10 protein-coding genes are annotated in these 14,015 nt (G+C 72.3%); 3 read left to right on the top strand and 7 right to left on the bottom strand.

The genetic code is table 11. The features are described 5' to 3' along the window. Nucleotides 1-125: 125 nt before the first annotated feature. Nucleotides 126-5,486 carry an ATP-binding sensor histidine kinase gene (locus DB32_RS07620; RefSeq protein ID WP_053231755.1) on the top strand — a complete coding sequence of 1,787 codons (5,361 nt, stop codon included), beginning with the start codon at nt 126-128 and terminating at the stop codon, nt 5,484-5,486. Between the two features lie 62 nt (nt 5,487-5,548). Beyond that, complete coding sequence (locus DB32_RS07615) at nt 5,549-6,403, top strand: alpha/beta fold hydrolase (protein ID WP_053238722.1); 855 nt, start codon at nt 5,549-5,551, stop codon at nt 6,401-6,403. Nucleotides 6,404-6,433: 30 nt separating this feature from the next. Here the strand turns inward: DB32_RS07615 and DB32_RS07610 are convergent, their stop codons facing one another. The 3 genes from DB32_RS07610 to DB32_RS07600 are packed head-to-tail and all read right to left on the bottom strand — an operon-like array spanning nt 6,434 to nt 8,827. Then, on the bottom strand, nt 6,434-7,066 hold the full coding sequence (locus DB32_RS07610) for a response regulator transcription factor (RefSeq protein ID WP_053231754.1): 633 nt from the start codon (nt 7,064-7,066) through the stop codon (nt 6,434-6,436). A 7-nt stretch (nt 7,067-7,073) separates the two neighbouring features. After that, the gene (locus DB32_RS07605; protein ID WP_075097844.1) at nt 7,074-8,444 is read right to left on the bottom strand and encodes a sigma-54-dependent transcriptional regulator; all 1,371 of its coding nucleotides are present in this window, start codon (nt 8,442-8,444) and stop codon (nt 7,074-7,076) included. An 11-nt stretch (nt 8,445-8,455) separates the two neighbouring features. Continuing rightward, on the bottom strand, nt 8,456-8,827 hold the full coding sequence (locus tag DB32_RS07600; RefSeq protein ID WP_075097474.1) for a response regulator transcription factor: 372 nt from the start codon (nt 8,825-8,827) through the stop codon (nt 8,456-8,458). Nucleotides 8,828-9,056: 229 nt separating this feature from the next. Here DB32_RS07600 and DB32_RS07595 point away from each other — a divergent pair, with 229 nt between their 5' ends. After that, nucleotides 9,057-9,848 carry a helix-turn-helix domain-containing protein gene (locus tag DB32_RS07595; RefSeq protein WP_053231752.1) on the top strand — a complete coding sequence of 264 codons (792 nt, stop codon included), beginning with the start codon at nt 9,057-9,059 and terminating at the stop codon, nt 9,846-9,848. Nucleotides 9,849-9,892: 44 nt separating this feature from the next. On the opposite strand, the gene DB32_RS07590 is transcribed toward DB32_RS07595, so the two are convergent. From DB32_RS07590 to DB32_RS07575, 4 genes are read right to left on the bottom strand one after another with little or no spacing between them, the layout of a single operon-like run. Continuing rightward, nucleotides 9,893-10,573, bottom strand: coding sequence for a phosphatase PAP2 family protein (locus DB32_RS07590; RefSeq protein WP_053231751.1), 681 nt, complete (start codon nt 10,571-10,573; stop codon nt 9,893-9,895). Beyond that, the gene (locus DB32_RS07585; protein WP_053231750.1) at nt 10,570-12,078 is read right to left on the bottom strand and encodes a PorV/PorQ family protein; all 1,509 of its coding nucleotides are present in this window, start codon (nt 12,076-12,078) and stop codon (nt 10,570-10,572) included. The genes DB32_RS07590 and DB32_RS07585 overlap by 4 nt, the downstream gene beginning before the upstream one ends. 5 nt (nt 12,079-12,083) lie before the next feature. Next, nucleotides 12,084-12,518 (bottom strand): OsmC family protein, encoded by a 435-nt coding sequence (locus DB32_RS07580; protein WP_053231749.1) that lies wholly within the window; start codon nt 12,516-12,518, stop codon nt 12,084-12,086. A 50-nt stretch (nt 12,519-12,568) separates the two neighbouring features. Further along, complete coding sequence (locus DB32_RS07575; protein ID WP_053231748.1) at nt 12,569-14,002, bottom strand: catalase; 1,434 nt, start codon at nt 14,000-14,002, stop codon at nt 12,569-12,571. Nucleotides 14,003-14,015 lie beyond the last annotated feature (13 nt).

Genomic DNA, 14,015 nt, shown 5'->3' with positions numbered 1-14,015 from the left:
AATGTCCGCGAATGGACATGTCGCAGCACTCCGGCTCCGGTGCTCCGGGGCGGGGCGCAGGTGATTTCGGCGAGTACGGCGCCGTCACGTGGGCACCCGATGGGCCCTTCGCAACCTGCCGCGGTGTGCGCGCCGACGGCACGCGGGTGTTCCTCACGACCGTGACCCCGGGCGCGGCGGCGCACGAGACCGATCAGCTCGAGCGGGTGATCGCGCTGCGCGACGTGCTCGATCCCGCGTGGGCGGCGCAGCCGCTCGACCTGCTGGTGATCGACGGACGACCGGTGCTCGTGCTCGCCGATCCCGCGGCATCGCCGCTGGACGCGCTGATCGCGTCGCGCGCTGCGGGCCCGATCGACGTGGGCGCGTTCCTGCGGATCGCGATCGGCTGCGCGCGATCACTCGCGGCGCTGCACGCACGCGCGCTGGTCCACGGCGACGTGCAGCCCGCGAGCCTGCTCGTCGATCCCGAGTCGGACCGGGTGTGGCTCGCGCGGCTGCACCGCTGTGCGCCGCCCTCCGATGCGCCGCGCCGCGACCTCGACGTGCCGGCGTCGATGCTTCCCTACGTGTCGCCCGAGCGCACCGGTCGCGTGCCGAGCGGGATCGACGAGCGGAGCGATCTCTACTCGCTCGGCGTCACGCTGTACGAGCTCCTCGCCGGCACGGTGCCGTTCGCCGCCGAGGATCGCATGGAGCTGGTGCACGCCCACGTCGCGCGGCGACCGCCGCCGCTCGAGGAGCGATGCGAGGGCGTGCCCGCGATCGTGTGCGCGATCGTGACGACGCTGCTCGCGAAGCACCCCGACGATCGGTATCGGAGCGCGGCGGCGCTCGAGGCGGATCTGGTCCGCTGCGCCGAGGCGTGGGCGCAGGGCGCGCTCGAGCCGTTCCCGCTGCGCTCGGCCGAGCGCGTCGGTCAGCTGCGAGCCGCGGACGCGCTGATCGGGCGCGCGCGCGAGGTGAGCGCGCTGCGGGCCGCGCTCGATCGGGTGAAGACCACGCATGGCACGGAGCTCGTGCTGCTCCACGGCGAAGCGGGGGTCGGGAAGTCGGCGATCGTCGACGCGCTGTTCCGATCGCTCGGGAGCGAGAACGTTCTGCTCGGCGCGGGCAAGTTCGACTCGCACCGGCGCGACGTGCCGTACACGACGCTCACGCGCGCGCTCGAGAGCCTCGTGGGCTCGGCGCTCGCGCGATCCGACGACGACGTCGCGCGATGGCGGGCCGAGCTCGGCCGCGCGCTCGGACCGGCGGGCGCGGTGCTCGTCGATCTGATCCCCGGCGTCGCGCCGCTGCTCGCGATCGAAGGCACGGTGACCGAGCTGCCGCCGCAGGCCGCGAAGCAGCGCGTCCAGGCCGCGCTCCTGCGCTTCGTCGGCGTGCTCGCGCGCCCCGAGCACCCGCTCGTGCTCTTCCTCGACGACCTCCAGTGGCTCGACGCGGACACGCTCGCGCTGCTCGAGCCGATCGCCACCGCGGGGATCGGGCCGCTGCTGCTGGTGGGGTCGTACCGCGACGACGAGCTCCCCGACGACCACGCGCTCCATCGCGTGCTCGCGTCGATCGGCGAGCACGGCGGGCGCGTCGCGTCGGTGCGCGTCGAGCCGCTCGATCGCCGCGCAGTGCACGAGCTCGTCGCGACGATGCTGGGCGAGCCGGGCTCGGACTCGGTCGCGTCGCGGATCCACGAGGAAGCGGGCGGAAATCCGTTCTTCGCGATCCAGCTCGTCGTCGCGCTCGCCGAGCAAGGGGTCCTCGCGTTCGATCGCGCGCGCGGCGCGTGGGCGCTCGACGACGCGCGCATCGCGGATCGCCGCGTCGGCGACAACGTGGTCGATCTGCTGCTCCGCAAGATCGGGAGGCTCCCCGAGGACGCGCAGGCGGCGCTCGGACAGCTCGCGTGCTTCGGCAGCGAGGTGCGCGCGAAGGTCGCCGCGATCGCGCGCGGCGAGGGCGAGACCGAGCTGCACGTCGCGCTCGCGCCCGCGATGCGCGCCGGGCTCGTCGCGCGGCGCGGCGATGCGTACGTGTTCCTCCACGACCGCATCCAGGAGGCGGCCTACGCGCGCATCGATCCCGACGAGCGCGCGGAGGTGCACGTCGCGCTCGGCCGTCGCCTCGCCGACGAAGCGCCCGAGGTGACGCACGGCGAGCTCGTGTTCGAGATCGTCGATCAGCTCGGACGAGGCGCGGCGCTGATCGAGAGCCGCGACGAGCGGGAGCGGCTCGCGTCGCTCGCGCTCGTGGCGGGACGTCGCGCACGCGCTGCCACTGCCTACGCGTCGGCGAAGCGACACCTCGCGCTCGGCGACGAGCTGCTCGACGAGGAGCGATGGAGCCGCGACTACTCGCTCGCGTTCGATCTCGCGCTGCTCCGCGCGGAGTGCGAGCTCCTCACGGGCGATCGGGACGCGGCCGGCGTGCGCCTGTCGACGCTCGCCGGGCACGCTCGCGGGATCGTCGACCGCTCGCGGGTCGCGTGCCTCCGCATCGCGTTCCACGCGGCGTCGGGGATGCACCCGCAGGCGATCGCGGTCGGCCTCGAGTACCTCGCGGAGACCGGCGTCGAGTGGAACGCGAGCCCGACCCCGGCGGACGTCGCGCAGGAGATGCGCCGCTTCTGGGAGACGCTCGGTCCGCGCAAGCCACGCGATCTGCTGCAGCTGCCGCGGCTCGTCGACGCCGAGTGGCTCGCGACGCTCGAGGTGCTGCTCGAGCTCTCCGCGCCCGCGCTCTTCACGAACCCGATGCTCTACGGGCTCGTGGTCGGGCGACAGGCGAACATCGGCCTCGAGCACGGGAGCTCCGACGCGACCGCGCTCGCGTACGCGCACCTCGCGGTCGCGCTCGGCGCGCAGGGCCAGCTCGAGCCCGCGTTCGCGCTCGGCCGGCTCGCGTTCGATCTCGTCGAGGAGCGCGGCTTCGACCGGTTCCGACCGCGCGTGTTCATGCTCTTCGGAGGCTACGTCTCGTCGTTCGACAAGAACCTCCGGTGGTGTCGCGAGATCGTCGAGCGCGCGATCGAGGCCGCGGCGCGCACCGGCGACGTGCTCTTCGGCGGCTACGCCGCGTTCCACCTCGGCACGAACCTCCTCGTGAGCGCCGAGCCGCTCGGTCGCGCCGACGCGCGCATCGTCGCCTCGCTCGAGCAGACGATCCGCGCGCGCCTGCCGGGCCTGAGCCACGTGATCGCGTCGCAGCTCGAGCTGGTGCGGAGGCTCCGCGGACTGCCGTTCGACGAGCGCTTCCCGACGGGCGACGAGCTCCTGCGTGTGTTCGAGGCCGATCGCGAGAAGGGCGCGATCGGCCACCGCGTGTTCCAGCACTGGATGTTCGTGATGGAGGAGCGCGCGATCGCCGGCGACTTCGCCGCGGCGATCGACGCGACGACCCGCTGCGAGCAACAGATCGCCGGGATCTCGGGGCTCGAGCAGGGCGAGTTCCGGTTCTGGGCCGCGCTCTGCCACCTCGCGGTGTGCGACGACGTCGAGGGCGCAGCGGCCGCGCACGTCGCGGCGGCGCGTCGGTACCACACGATGCTCGAGACCTGCGCGCGCCACGGCGTCGAGACGTGGGGCTGCCGGAGCGCGCTCGTCGCGGCCGAGCTCGCGCGCGTCGAGCGCCGCGACTGGGACGCGGCGCGCGCGTACGACGAGGCGATCCGTCTCGCGCGGCAGCACGCGATGTTCCACGTCGCCGCGATCGCGTCGGAGCGCGCGTCGGCGTTCTACGCCGCGCGTGGGCTCCAGACGTCGTCGCTCGCGCACCTCCGCCGCGCGCGAGAGAGCTACGCGCGATGGGGCGCGACGGTGAAGGTGCGCGAGCTCGATCGCGCGATCTCGGCGCGCGCGGCGCCCGACGACGCGCCGGTCGCGCGCAGCGTCGACGAGGCTCACCTCGACATCGCCGCGGTGGTGAAGCTCTTCCGCGCGGTCTCGGGCGAGCTCGTGCTGCCGGAGCTCGTGAAGAAGCTCGTCGCGCTCGCGCTGGAGCACGCGGGCGCGGACCGCGCGCTCCTGCTCGTGACCGACGAGCGCGGCGCGCTGCGGATCACCGCGAGCGCGTCGACCGAGCACGAGGGCGTGATCGCACGGAACGAGAACGCACCGGCGCGCGCCGACGACCTGCCGATGACGATCGTCGACTACGTGCTGCGCACCTACGAGATGGTCGTGATCGACGACGCGCGATCGGCGCATCCGTTCGCGGGCGACGCGTACCTCGAGCGCCGCGCGTGTCGATCGGTGCTGTGCCTGCCGATGATGGTGCAGGGCCGTCCGAGCGGCGTGCTCTACCTCGAGAACAACCTCGCGCCGCAGGCCTACCCCTCGTCGCGCACCGCGGTGCTCGGGCTCCTGGTCTCGCAGGCCGCGGTCGCGCTCGAGAACGCGCGGCTCTACGCCGACCTCCAGCGCGCGCAGCTCTACATGAGCCACGCAGAGCGGCTCGGGCGGACCGGCAGCTTCAGCCTCACTCCGTCGACGGGCGAGACGTACTGGTCCGACGAGCTCTTCCGACTGCTCGAGGTCGAGCCGCCCGCCGACGTCTCGAAGGTGCGCGTGCATCCCGACGACGTGCCGATGCTGAGCGCGATGTTCGGCACCGCGCGGCTGCCCGAGGAGCTCTCGTTCGAGTACCGCTCGGTCCTCCCGAGCGGCGAGGTGCGGCACCTCGCGGTGGTCGCGCGCGACCTGAGCGAGCCCGGTGCGCCCCAGCTCTTCGCAGGCGCGGCGCGCGACGTGACCGACATGCGGCGCGCCGAGGAGAAGCTGCAGCAGACCCAGGCCGCGCTCACCGACGCCACGCGCATCGCGAGCCTCGGCGAGCTCGCGGCGGCGATCGCGCACGAGGTGAACCAGCCGATCGCGGCGATCCGGCTCGATGCGGCGACGTGCGGCCGATGGCTGAAGGCCGAGGTGCCGAACCTCGAGGAAGCGCGGGGCGCGGCGGCTCGCATCGCGCGCGCGGCGGATCGGGCGAGCGAGGTCGTGAAGCGACTGCGCGTCCTCTTCACCCAGTCGACGGGCGCGCGCGCACCGTTCGATCTCGCCGATGCGCTGTCCGAGGTGCTCGCGCTCACCCGCGGTCACACGCGCCGCGCCGGCGCGACGGTCGCGGTGCACGTCGACGACGATCTGCCGAGCGTGATGGGCGATCGCGTGCAGGTGCAGCAGGTGCTGATCAACCTCGTGACCAACGCCGCCGACGCGACCGGTGTGCGTGCGCCGGGCGCGCGCGACGTGAGCGTCACGCTGCGGCGAGACGGCGATCGCGTCGCGATCCGCGTGCGCGACAACGGGTCCGGCATCGCGCCCGCGGACGTCCGGCAGATCTTCGACGCGTTCTTCACGACGAAGTCGGGCGGCATGGGCATGGGGCTCTCGATCAGCCGCACGATCGTGGAGAGCCACGGTGGGCGGCTCGTCGCCGAAGCGAACGACGACGCCGGCACGACGTTCTCGTTCTCGCTCCCGACGAGCTAAGCCGATCCAACCGGCGCGATTCGAGCGCGCTCATCCTCCGCTCCACACACGAGGAGACAGTGATGAGCACGCTCGAGGTCGCCACCCATGCACCCAATCGCTCCGTCGAGATCGGCGGTCGCTCGCTCGCGTACCGCACGATCGGCGAGGGCAAGCCGATCGTCCTCTGCAACCGCTTCCGCGGCGTGATGGACGACTGGGATCCGCTCTTCCTCGCGTCGCTCGCGGATCGCGGCTTCCGCGTGGTGTGGTTCGACTACTCGGGCCTCGGCCTGTCGACCGGCGAGCGCACCTACGATCCGTCGAAGATGGCGCGCGATCCCCGCGACCTCGTCGAGGCGCTCGATCTGCGCGACGTCGTGATCGCGGGATGGTCGCTCGGCGGGATGGCCGCGCAGGTGCTCTTCGCGACGCACCCCGAGCGAGTGAGCCACGTCGTCCTGCTCGGGACCACGCCGCCCGGGCCGCTCGTGAAGCTCGCCGAGCAGCTGTTCTTCGACACCGCGGCGCTCGACACCTACGGCATCGAGGAGGAGACGATCCTCTTCTTCGAGCCGCGCGATCCGAAGAGCCGCGAGGCGGCGAAGCGCTCGGCCGCGCGCATCGCGGCGCGCACCGAGGCGCGGAGCCCGAGGGTCCCGACCGCGTGGGCCGCGTCGACGCTCTCGGGTCCGCGCAGCCCGATCTTCCCGGCGCCCGCGGTGCTCGCCGCGCTGCAGACCACGACGATCCCGGTGCTCCACGTGGCCGGCGATCACGACATCATCTTCCCGGTCGAGAACTGGTACGCGCTCAACCAGCAGCTCCCGACGACGCAGCTCCTCACGTACCCGCGCGCCGGCCACGGCCCGCACCACGAGCACCCCGAGGCGACCGCGGAGCACGTCGCGTCGTTCGTGCGCAGCACCGCGCGATGACCGGCAGAGGGGCGCGTCTCGCGGCGCGCCCTACTCGCCGCTGCGTCCGAGCTTCTCCGCCATCCGCACGAGATCCGCGAGCGACGCGGCGGCCATCTTCCGCATCACCTGGCCGCGCTGCATCTTCACGGTCACCTCGGAGGTCCCGAGCTCGGCCGCGATCTGCTTGTTGAGCAGCCCCGCGACGACGCGATCCATCACCTGCCGCTCGCGCGGCGTGAGCGACGCGTGACGGTCGGCGAGCTCGCGCATCGCGACGTCGTCGCGGCGCGTCCGCGAGCTGCGCTCGATCGCCTGCGTGACGCCCTGCAGCAGCGCGTCGTCGCCGAAGGGCTTCATCAGGAACTCGACGGCGCCGGCCTTCATCGCGCGCACCGACATCGGCACGTCGGCGTGCCCGGTGATGAACACGATCGGCACGCCCTGCCCGAGCCGATCCTGGAGCTCGAGGCCGCTGAGCCCCGGCAGCTCCACGTCGAGGATCAGACAGTCGGGCGCATCACCCGGCGCGCGCGCGAGGAAGTCGCGAGGCGACGCGAACGACTCGACGCGATAGCCCTCGGAGCGCAGCAGGCTGTCGAGCGCAGCGCGGATCGACGCGTCGTCGTCGACGACGACGACCAGCGGTGCCGTGCTCTCGCGCTCGTCGTGCCGCGTGGACATGGAAGAGTCAGTGCGAGCGCCGCGCGGACGGGCGCTCGATCCCGAGCTTCCTCATGCGGAAGAGCAACGTCGAGCGCTTCATGCCGAGCCGCGCCGCGGCGCCGCTGGGCCCTGCGATCACCCAGTCTGCCGCCTCGAGCACCTTGAGGATGTGAGCACGCGTGTGCTCCGCGAGCTCGTCGGATCGCGGCGGAGCGCCCGAGCTCGGCCCGGGCTCGTCGCCGAGGTCGTGCTCGATCGCGAGCTCCGGGCCCTCGGAGAGGATCACCGCGCGCTCGATCACGTTCTGCAGCTCGCGCACGTTGCCCGGCCACTCGTAGCGCACGAGCCGCTCCATCGTCGCATCGTCGACGTGCGGCATGTCCTTCCCCATCCGGGTCGCGAACTGTCGCGCGAAGTGGCTCACGAGCAGCGGCACGTCCTCCTTGCGCTCGCGGAGCGAGGGGACCGCGAGCGGGAAGACGCTGAGACGATAGTAGAGGTCCTCGCGGAACGTGCGCGCCGCGGTCATCGCCTTGAGATCGCGGTTGGTCGCCGCGACCACGCGCACGTCGCAGCGGACCGTGGTCGGGCTGCCGAGCCGCTCGAACTCGCGCTCCTGCAGCAGGCGCAGCAGCTTGGGCTGGAGGTCGAGCGCCATCTCGCCGATCTCGTCGAGGAAGATCGTGCCTTCGTGCGCCTGCTCGAAGCGGCCGATGCGGCGCGTCAGCGCGCCGGTGAACGCGCCGCGCTCGTGCCCCATGAGCTCGCTCTCGAGGAGGCTCGCGGGGATCGCCGCGCAGTTCACCTTCACGAAGGGTCCCTTGCGGCGCCCGCTCTGCTCGTGGATGGCGCGCGCGATGAGCTCCTTGCCGGTGCCGGTCTCGCCCTGGATCAGCACGGTGGAGTCGGTCGTCGCGACGGTCGCGATGCGACGCTGCATGTCCTGCAGGCGCGCGCTCCGACCGACCATCCCGTGGGTCGACGCGGGCGCGACGTCGCTACGGCGCTGCGCGGTCGCTCGTCCCTCGCGCTCGGCGAGCACGTGCTCGACCGCGTTCAGGAGCGCGTCGGGATCGAAGGGCTTCGTGAAGAATTCGACGGCGCCGGCCTTGATCGCCTGCACCGACATCCGGATGTTGCCGTGGCCGGTCACGAAGATGATCGGCACGTCGACCTGCGCCTCCGCGAGCTGCTGCTGCAGCGCGAGGCCGCTGAGCTCCGGCATGTCGACGTCGAGGATCAAGCAGCCGGGCGCGCGCGCCGTGCGCCGGCTCAGGTAGTGCTGCGCGGACTCGAACGCCTCGGCGTTCCAGCCGGCGGCGCGGATCAAACCGACGATCGCTTCCCGGGACGCGATGTCGTCGTCGACGACACAGATCGAGCTGGAGAAGGACATCGAGGCCTCCTTCACGAAGGGGGGACCAGCGCCTGCTCGATCGCGTCGAGCAGCGCTTCGTCGTCGAAGGGCTTCACGAGCAGCGCGACGGCGCGGGCGTCTCGCACGCGCGCGCGGATCTCGTCCGTGGGCTGGCCGGTGATGAACACCACCGGCAGCGCCTCTCCACGCCGCACGATCTCGGCGTAGAGATCCGGGCCGCTCATGCGCGGCATGCGCACGTCGGCGACCAGGCAGCCCGCGCCGCGACGGGCGTCGGACTCGAGGCACGCCTCGGGCGACGAGAAGGCGATCACGCGATAGCCAGCGGAGGCCAGCAGCGCCCGCAGCGACTCGCGGACCGACTCGTCGTCGTCGACGACGCACACCAGGTTGGACAACATCCGAGTGACGCGAGCCTGCGCCCCGACGCGGCCGGCGGCCATCATACCTTGGTATGGGTGCCGCTCGCGGGCGCCGATGCGCCTCGCGCCGACGCGCCGACACCGGTGTCCACGGTTGGACAGCGACGCGCGAGACCGCTGCCCCGACGGCGCGCGCCGCGCGTGATCGCGCGGCCGTCACGCGCCTGGCACGCACGCTGCTCGATGGCGGTGCGGAGGACGCATCACGATGGAACGAACTGCTCGCGCCCCACGCCCCGCTCCGTCGCGCGCGGCGCTCTCGGTCCGATGGTCTCGCGACGCGGCGCTCGAGGTGCTCGAGGTCGACGAAGCGCCGTCGCGCAGTTGGTCGTTCGTCTGGCCCGCGCGCGTGATGGTCCAGGCGCGCAGCGCGGGCGTCCGGTTCCGCGCCGGTCGGCAGCGCGGCGAGCTCGCGTGCGGCGCCGTGCTGGTGATCGACGGACCGGGCGCGCACGTCGTGCTCCACACGGATCGCGGCGCGTCGTTCCGCGTGGTGTTCGGGCGCCCGGAGGGCACATCGCCCGGCGCCGCGCTCGAGGCGCGGGTGGTCGACCTCGACGTCGACGTCGACGTCGCTCCGTCGACGCTCGACGAGCGCGCGAGAGAGGCGCTCCGCTCCGCGCCGCCCGCGCCGAGGCGGCTCGACGCGCGGCTGGCGCGCGCGTGCGCGTACATCGCGCAGACCCTCGCGGACGAGCTCCGGCTCGAGGATCTCGCGGCGGTGGCGGGTGTCCACCGCTGTCATCTCTGCCGCGTGTTCGCGCAGCACCTCGGGCTCTCGCCGCTGCGCTTCCGCGCGCAGGTGCGCGTCGCGCGCGCGCGGGCGCTCCTCGCGGCGGGCGCGGACTGCATCTCGGTCGCGCACGAGGTCGGCTACTGCGATCAGAGCCACTTCAACCGGAGCTTCCGCGAGATCACCGGCACCACGCCGGGCGCGTACGCGCGCGCAGTGCGGATCGCGTGCGACGACGGCGGCGCGCGCTGGCTCTCGGCGGCCTGATCGAATCCGCTCGCGGGCGCCGGCGGGCGCTCCGGCTCGACCGATCACCGCAGCTCCGAGGACGACGACACCAGCGCTCCGAACGCGAGGCCGCTCGCGATGCCGAGGAGCGCACCGACCACGACGTCGGTCGCGTGGTGCATGTCTCCGACGATCCGGAGCAGCGCGACCGCCGCAGCCGCGCCGATCGATCCGATGCAGATGCCGGTGTCCCACGCGTCTCCGAGCGCGCTCCGACGCGCGCACACCATCGCGGCGCCCGTCGCTGCCAGCGCCGCGTGGAGCGAGTAGAAGCTGAGCGTCGCGGCGCGCGCGTCGCACGCGAACGGAGCCTCGTCGCACGCGAGCGTGTACGGCCTCGCGCGCACCGTCGCGTGCTTGACCAGCTCGCCGAGCGTCCAGGTGAGCGCGAGCGCGGAGGCGCCGAAGAAGAGCGAGGGCCCGAGCGCGTCGGGGTCGTCGTGGGAGAGCGGGTCGAGGATCGTGTCGGTGATCGCGACGCCGAGCGTGGCGAGGAGCAGCACGTCGCTCACCGTGCGAGCGCGCCCTCGGACGTCCTCGGTGCCGCCGCGGAGCGCGGCGCGGACCGTGGAGTCGATCGTCGGCGCTCCGGGCGTCTCCGGCTCCCAGTCGAGCTGCGCGTGCGCGGTCGAGGAGAGCGCCGAGATCGCGATCACGCACATCACCGCTCGCATGCCGAGGTTCTGCGCGCGATTCGTGATCACCGTAGTACAGGGTTGATGTCGTCAGTGGGCGACTCCGATGCTGGCGCAGCATCGGAGTCAGGAGGGCAGTCCGAGGGGAGCTCGTCGGGCGCCGCGGCGATCGCGCCGGGATCGACGCCGCACGCCTCGAGGAACTCGCGGTACACGTCGCGCGCGAAGCGCCCGATCGCGCCCGCGCCGCCGGTCACGAACAGATAGATCGTCTGCCACTCGACCGTGGTGGGCGCGTATTGCATCTCCGCCGCGCCGATCGCGCCCAGCGGCCGCAGGCCCATGCCCCAGCCGAGCATCGCCATCACGCCGACTTGGATGCGATAGTCGTCACCGCGATATCCGACGCTCCCGCTCAGCCCGAATGCGTCGATGCGATCGGGACGATAGGAGTCGACGGCGTCGCTCGAGAGCGATGGTGACGCCGAGAGATTCGTGAACACGCCGAACGCGACTGGCACGATCCCGGCAATCGTCATCTCGCTGCCGAGCGCCGCTTGGAACACGGCGTCGGCGTCGTACTCGCGTGCGACCCACACGCCCGGTCGCGGCGCCGACTCGCTCGATGCGAACGGGCGCACCCGCCCCGCCGCGCCGACGACGCCGAGATCGAGCGCGACGAGGATCTCGGGATCCAGCGCGAGCGCGAGGCCGGTTCGGATCGACCACGGGATCGGCGACTCGCCCGCGAGATCGTCGCGGCGCTCGAAGGTCGCAGTGGGCGCGCCCCCGATCACCGTGCTCGCGTGGTCCACCACCGATGCGGTCTCGGTGAGCGCGATCCCCGGAAGTCGCAGCGTGACGCCCCACCGCACGCGGCCGTCGATCTGCCAGTGGAAGCCGAGCATCGCGACGAGGTGCCAGGCCTCCAGCGAGGTCGTGGTCTGTCGCGCCGCGAGCAGCTCGCTCGGCCCGATCACCGTCGCGACCTCTTCCTCGCGATGCGTCATCGATCGCCGCGCGGCGTACAGCGAGACACCGATGCCCCAGGCACGATCGGGGCGGAGGCCGTACCCGATCCCGAACCAGCGCGTTCCGTCGCGGTGCTCGACGCGGAGGCTCGTCGCGCTCGCACCATCGGCGCCGTGGAACGAGAACGCGCGCGTCTCCTGGTGCGGGTTCAACGTCGCGATCGCGAGACCGTGCCGCGGCGCCTCGTCGTCTCCGAAGTGCACGACGCCGCCGAGGAACACCGGCAGCGGCGCGTCGCCGTCGAGCCTCAGATCCTCGGCGCCGCCGATCGACGCGTAGCCGTCGTGCACCGTGAGCTGATCGGAGACGTTGAGCGAGAGGCTCGTCGCGACCGCGCCCGAGTCGCCGAACGCGAGCGCGCCGGGGTCGTGATAGACGGCGGACGCATCGTCGGCGACGCCGGTGAACGCGCCGCCGAGACCGAGCGCGTGGCTGCCCACCGGGAAGCCGGAGTAGTTGAGGGCCTGCGCGCGCGCGACCGGAGCGTGCGCGAGCAGCGCCAGCACGAGCCAGACGCCGCGCGCCGCGAGACGATCGCGCATGCGGCTCAGGCGGTCTTCAGCGACGCGCGCAGCGTGATCGTCGGAACGCCCGCGAGCGCCTTCGAGACCGGGCACGTCGCCTTCGCGGTCTCGGCGTGGCGGACGAACGTGGCCTCGTCGATGCCGGGGACCACACCCTCGAGCTCGAGCACGATCTCGGGGATCGAGAACTGTCCGCCGTCGTTCGCGAGCGTGACGCTCGCGTGGGTGCGGAGCTCGGTCGCCGTGTAGCCCGCGCCGCCGAGGATCGCGCTGAGCGCCATCGTGAAGCACGCGGCGTGCGCCGCGCCGAGCAGCTCCTCCGGGTTCGATCCCGGTCCGTCCTCCATGCGCGAGCGCACCGAGTAGCTCGCCTTCACGGCGGTGCTCTGGGTCGCGATGCTGCCGCGCCCGTCACGAAACCCGCCGTTCCACACCACGTCTGCCGTTCGCTTGGCCATGCTCGTCATCCTGCGTGGCGAGTGCGTCGCTGCCTTGGACGCTGTTTGCGTCAGCGATCGAGGCCCAGCGCGCGCGCGACGCCCGCGCCGTACTCGGGATCGGCCTTCGTGCAGTTCGCGACGTGGCGCTCGCACACCTCGCGGCTCACGCCGCGCATCGCGCGCGCGGTGTTGTCGAAGAGGCGCTGCTTCTCCTCGGGCGAGAAGAGCCGGAACAGCGCGCCGGGCTGCGCGTGATCGTCGCCGTCGAGGCGGTGATCGTAGTGCGTGGCCGCGCCCTCGAGCGGCAGCGGCGGCTCCATGCGCTCGGGGCTGTCGGTCCACTCGCCGTGCGAGTTCGGGACGTACGCGAGGCGACCGCCCTGGTTGCCGTCGACGCGCCCCTGACCGTCGCGGTGATAGCTGTGCACCGGGCACTTCGGCGCGTTCACGGGGATCTGATGGTGGTTCACGCCGAGCCGATATCGCTGCGCATCGCCGTACGAGAAGAGCCGCGCCTGCAGCATCCGATCGGGCGAGAAGCCGATCCCGGGCACGACGTTCGCGGGCGTGAACGCGGCCTGCTCGACCTCCGCGAACACGTTCTCGGGGTTGCGGTTCAGCTCGAGCACGCCGACCTCGAGCAGCGGGAAGTCGGCGTGCGGCCAGACCTTCGTCAGATCGAACGGGTTCTGGCGCCACGTGCGCGCCTGCTCCTCGCTCATGATCTGCACGAAGAGCGTCCAGCGCGGGAAGTCGCCGCGCTCGATCGCCTCGAAGAGATCGCGCTGCGAGCTCTCGCGATCACGACCGACGAGCTCCTGCGCCTCGGCGTCGGTGAGGTTCTGGATCCCCTGCTGGGTCTTCAGCGTGAATTTCACCCAGCAGCGCTCGTTCTGCGCGTTGACGAAGCTGAACGTGTGGCTGCCGAACCCGTGCATGTGGCGGTAGCTGCGCGGCAGGCCGCGATCGCTCATCACGATCGTCACCTGGTGCAGCGCCTCGGGCATGAGCGTCCAGAAGTCCCAGTTGCTCTGGGCGCTGCGCATGCCGGTGCGCGGATCGCGCTTCACCGCGTGGTTCAGATCGGGGAAGCGCAGCGGGTCGCGCAGGAAGAACACCGGCGTGTTGTTGCCGACGAGATCCCAGATGCCCTGCTCGGTGTAGAGCTTCACCGCGAAGCCGCGGATGTCGCGCTCCGCGTCGGCGGCGCCGCGCTCGCCCGCGACCGTCGAGAACCGCACGAACGCCTCGGTGCGCTTGCCGATCTCCGAGAAGAGCGCGGCCTTCGTGTAGCGCGTGATGTCGTGCGTGACCGTGAAGTGCCCGTAGGCGCCCGAGCCCTTCGCGTGCATGCGCCGCTCGGGGATCACCTCGCGATCGAAGTGCGCGAGCTTCTCGAGGAGCCAGACGTCCTCGAGCAACGTGGGACCACGCGGGCCCGCGGTGAGCGTGTTCTGGTTGTCGACGACCGGGGCGCCCGAAGCGTGCGTCAGCTTGCTCATGCGCACGGTGTGG

This window comes from Sandaracinus amylolyticus, assembly GCF_000737325.1.
GTDB lineage: Bacteria > Myxococcota_A > Polyangia > Polyangiales > Sandaracinaceae > Sandaracinus > Sandaracinus amylolyticus.
Note: the sequence above shows the minus strand (reverse complement) of the source record. Positions and strands in the feature narration are given on the sequence as shown.

Excerpts from the sequence above, each read along its gene's own strand:
- DB32_RS07595 (WP_053231752.1), top strand. The coding sequence starts at position 9,057 with ATGGAACGAACTGCTCGCGCCCCACGCCCCGCTCCGTCGCGCGCGGCG.
- DB32_RS07585 (WP_053231750.1), bottom strand. The coding sequence starts at position 12,078 with ATGCGCGATCGTCTCGCGGCGCGCGGCGTCTGGCTCGTGCTGGCGCTG.
- DB32_RS07605 (WP_075097844.1), bottom strand. The coding sequence starts at position 8,444 with ATGTCCTTCTCCAGCTCGATCTGTGTCGTCGACGACGACATCGCGTCC.
- DB32_RS07580 (WP_053231749.1), bottom strand. The coding sequence starts at position 12,518 with ATGGCCAAGCGAACGGCAGACGTGGTGTGGAACGGCGGGTTTCGTGAC.
- DB32_RS07610 (WP_053231754.1), bottom strand. The coding sequence starts at position 7,066 with ATGTCCACGCGGCACGACGAGCGCGAGAGCACGGCACCGCTGGTCGTC.
- DB32_RS07575 (WP_053231748.1), bottom strand. The coding sequence starts at position 14,002 with ATGAGCAAGCTGACGCACGCTTCGGGCGCCCCGGTCGTCGACAACCAG.
- DB32_RS07615 (WP_053238722.1), top strand. The coding sequence starts at position 5,549 with ATGAGCACGCTCGAGGTCGCCACCCATGCACCCAATCGCTCCGTCGAG.
- DB32_RS07600 (WP_075097474.1), bottom strand. The coding sequence starts at position 8,827 with ATGTTGTCCAACCTGGTGTGCGTCGTCGACGACGACGAGTCGGTCCGC.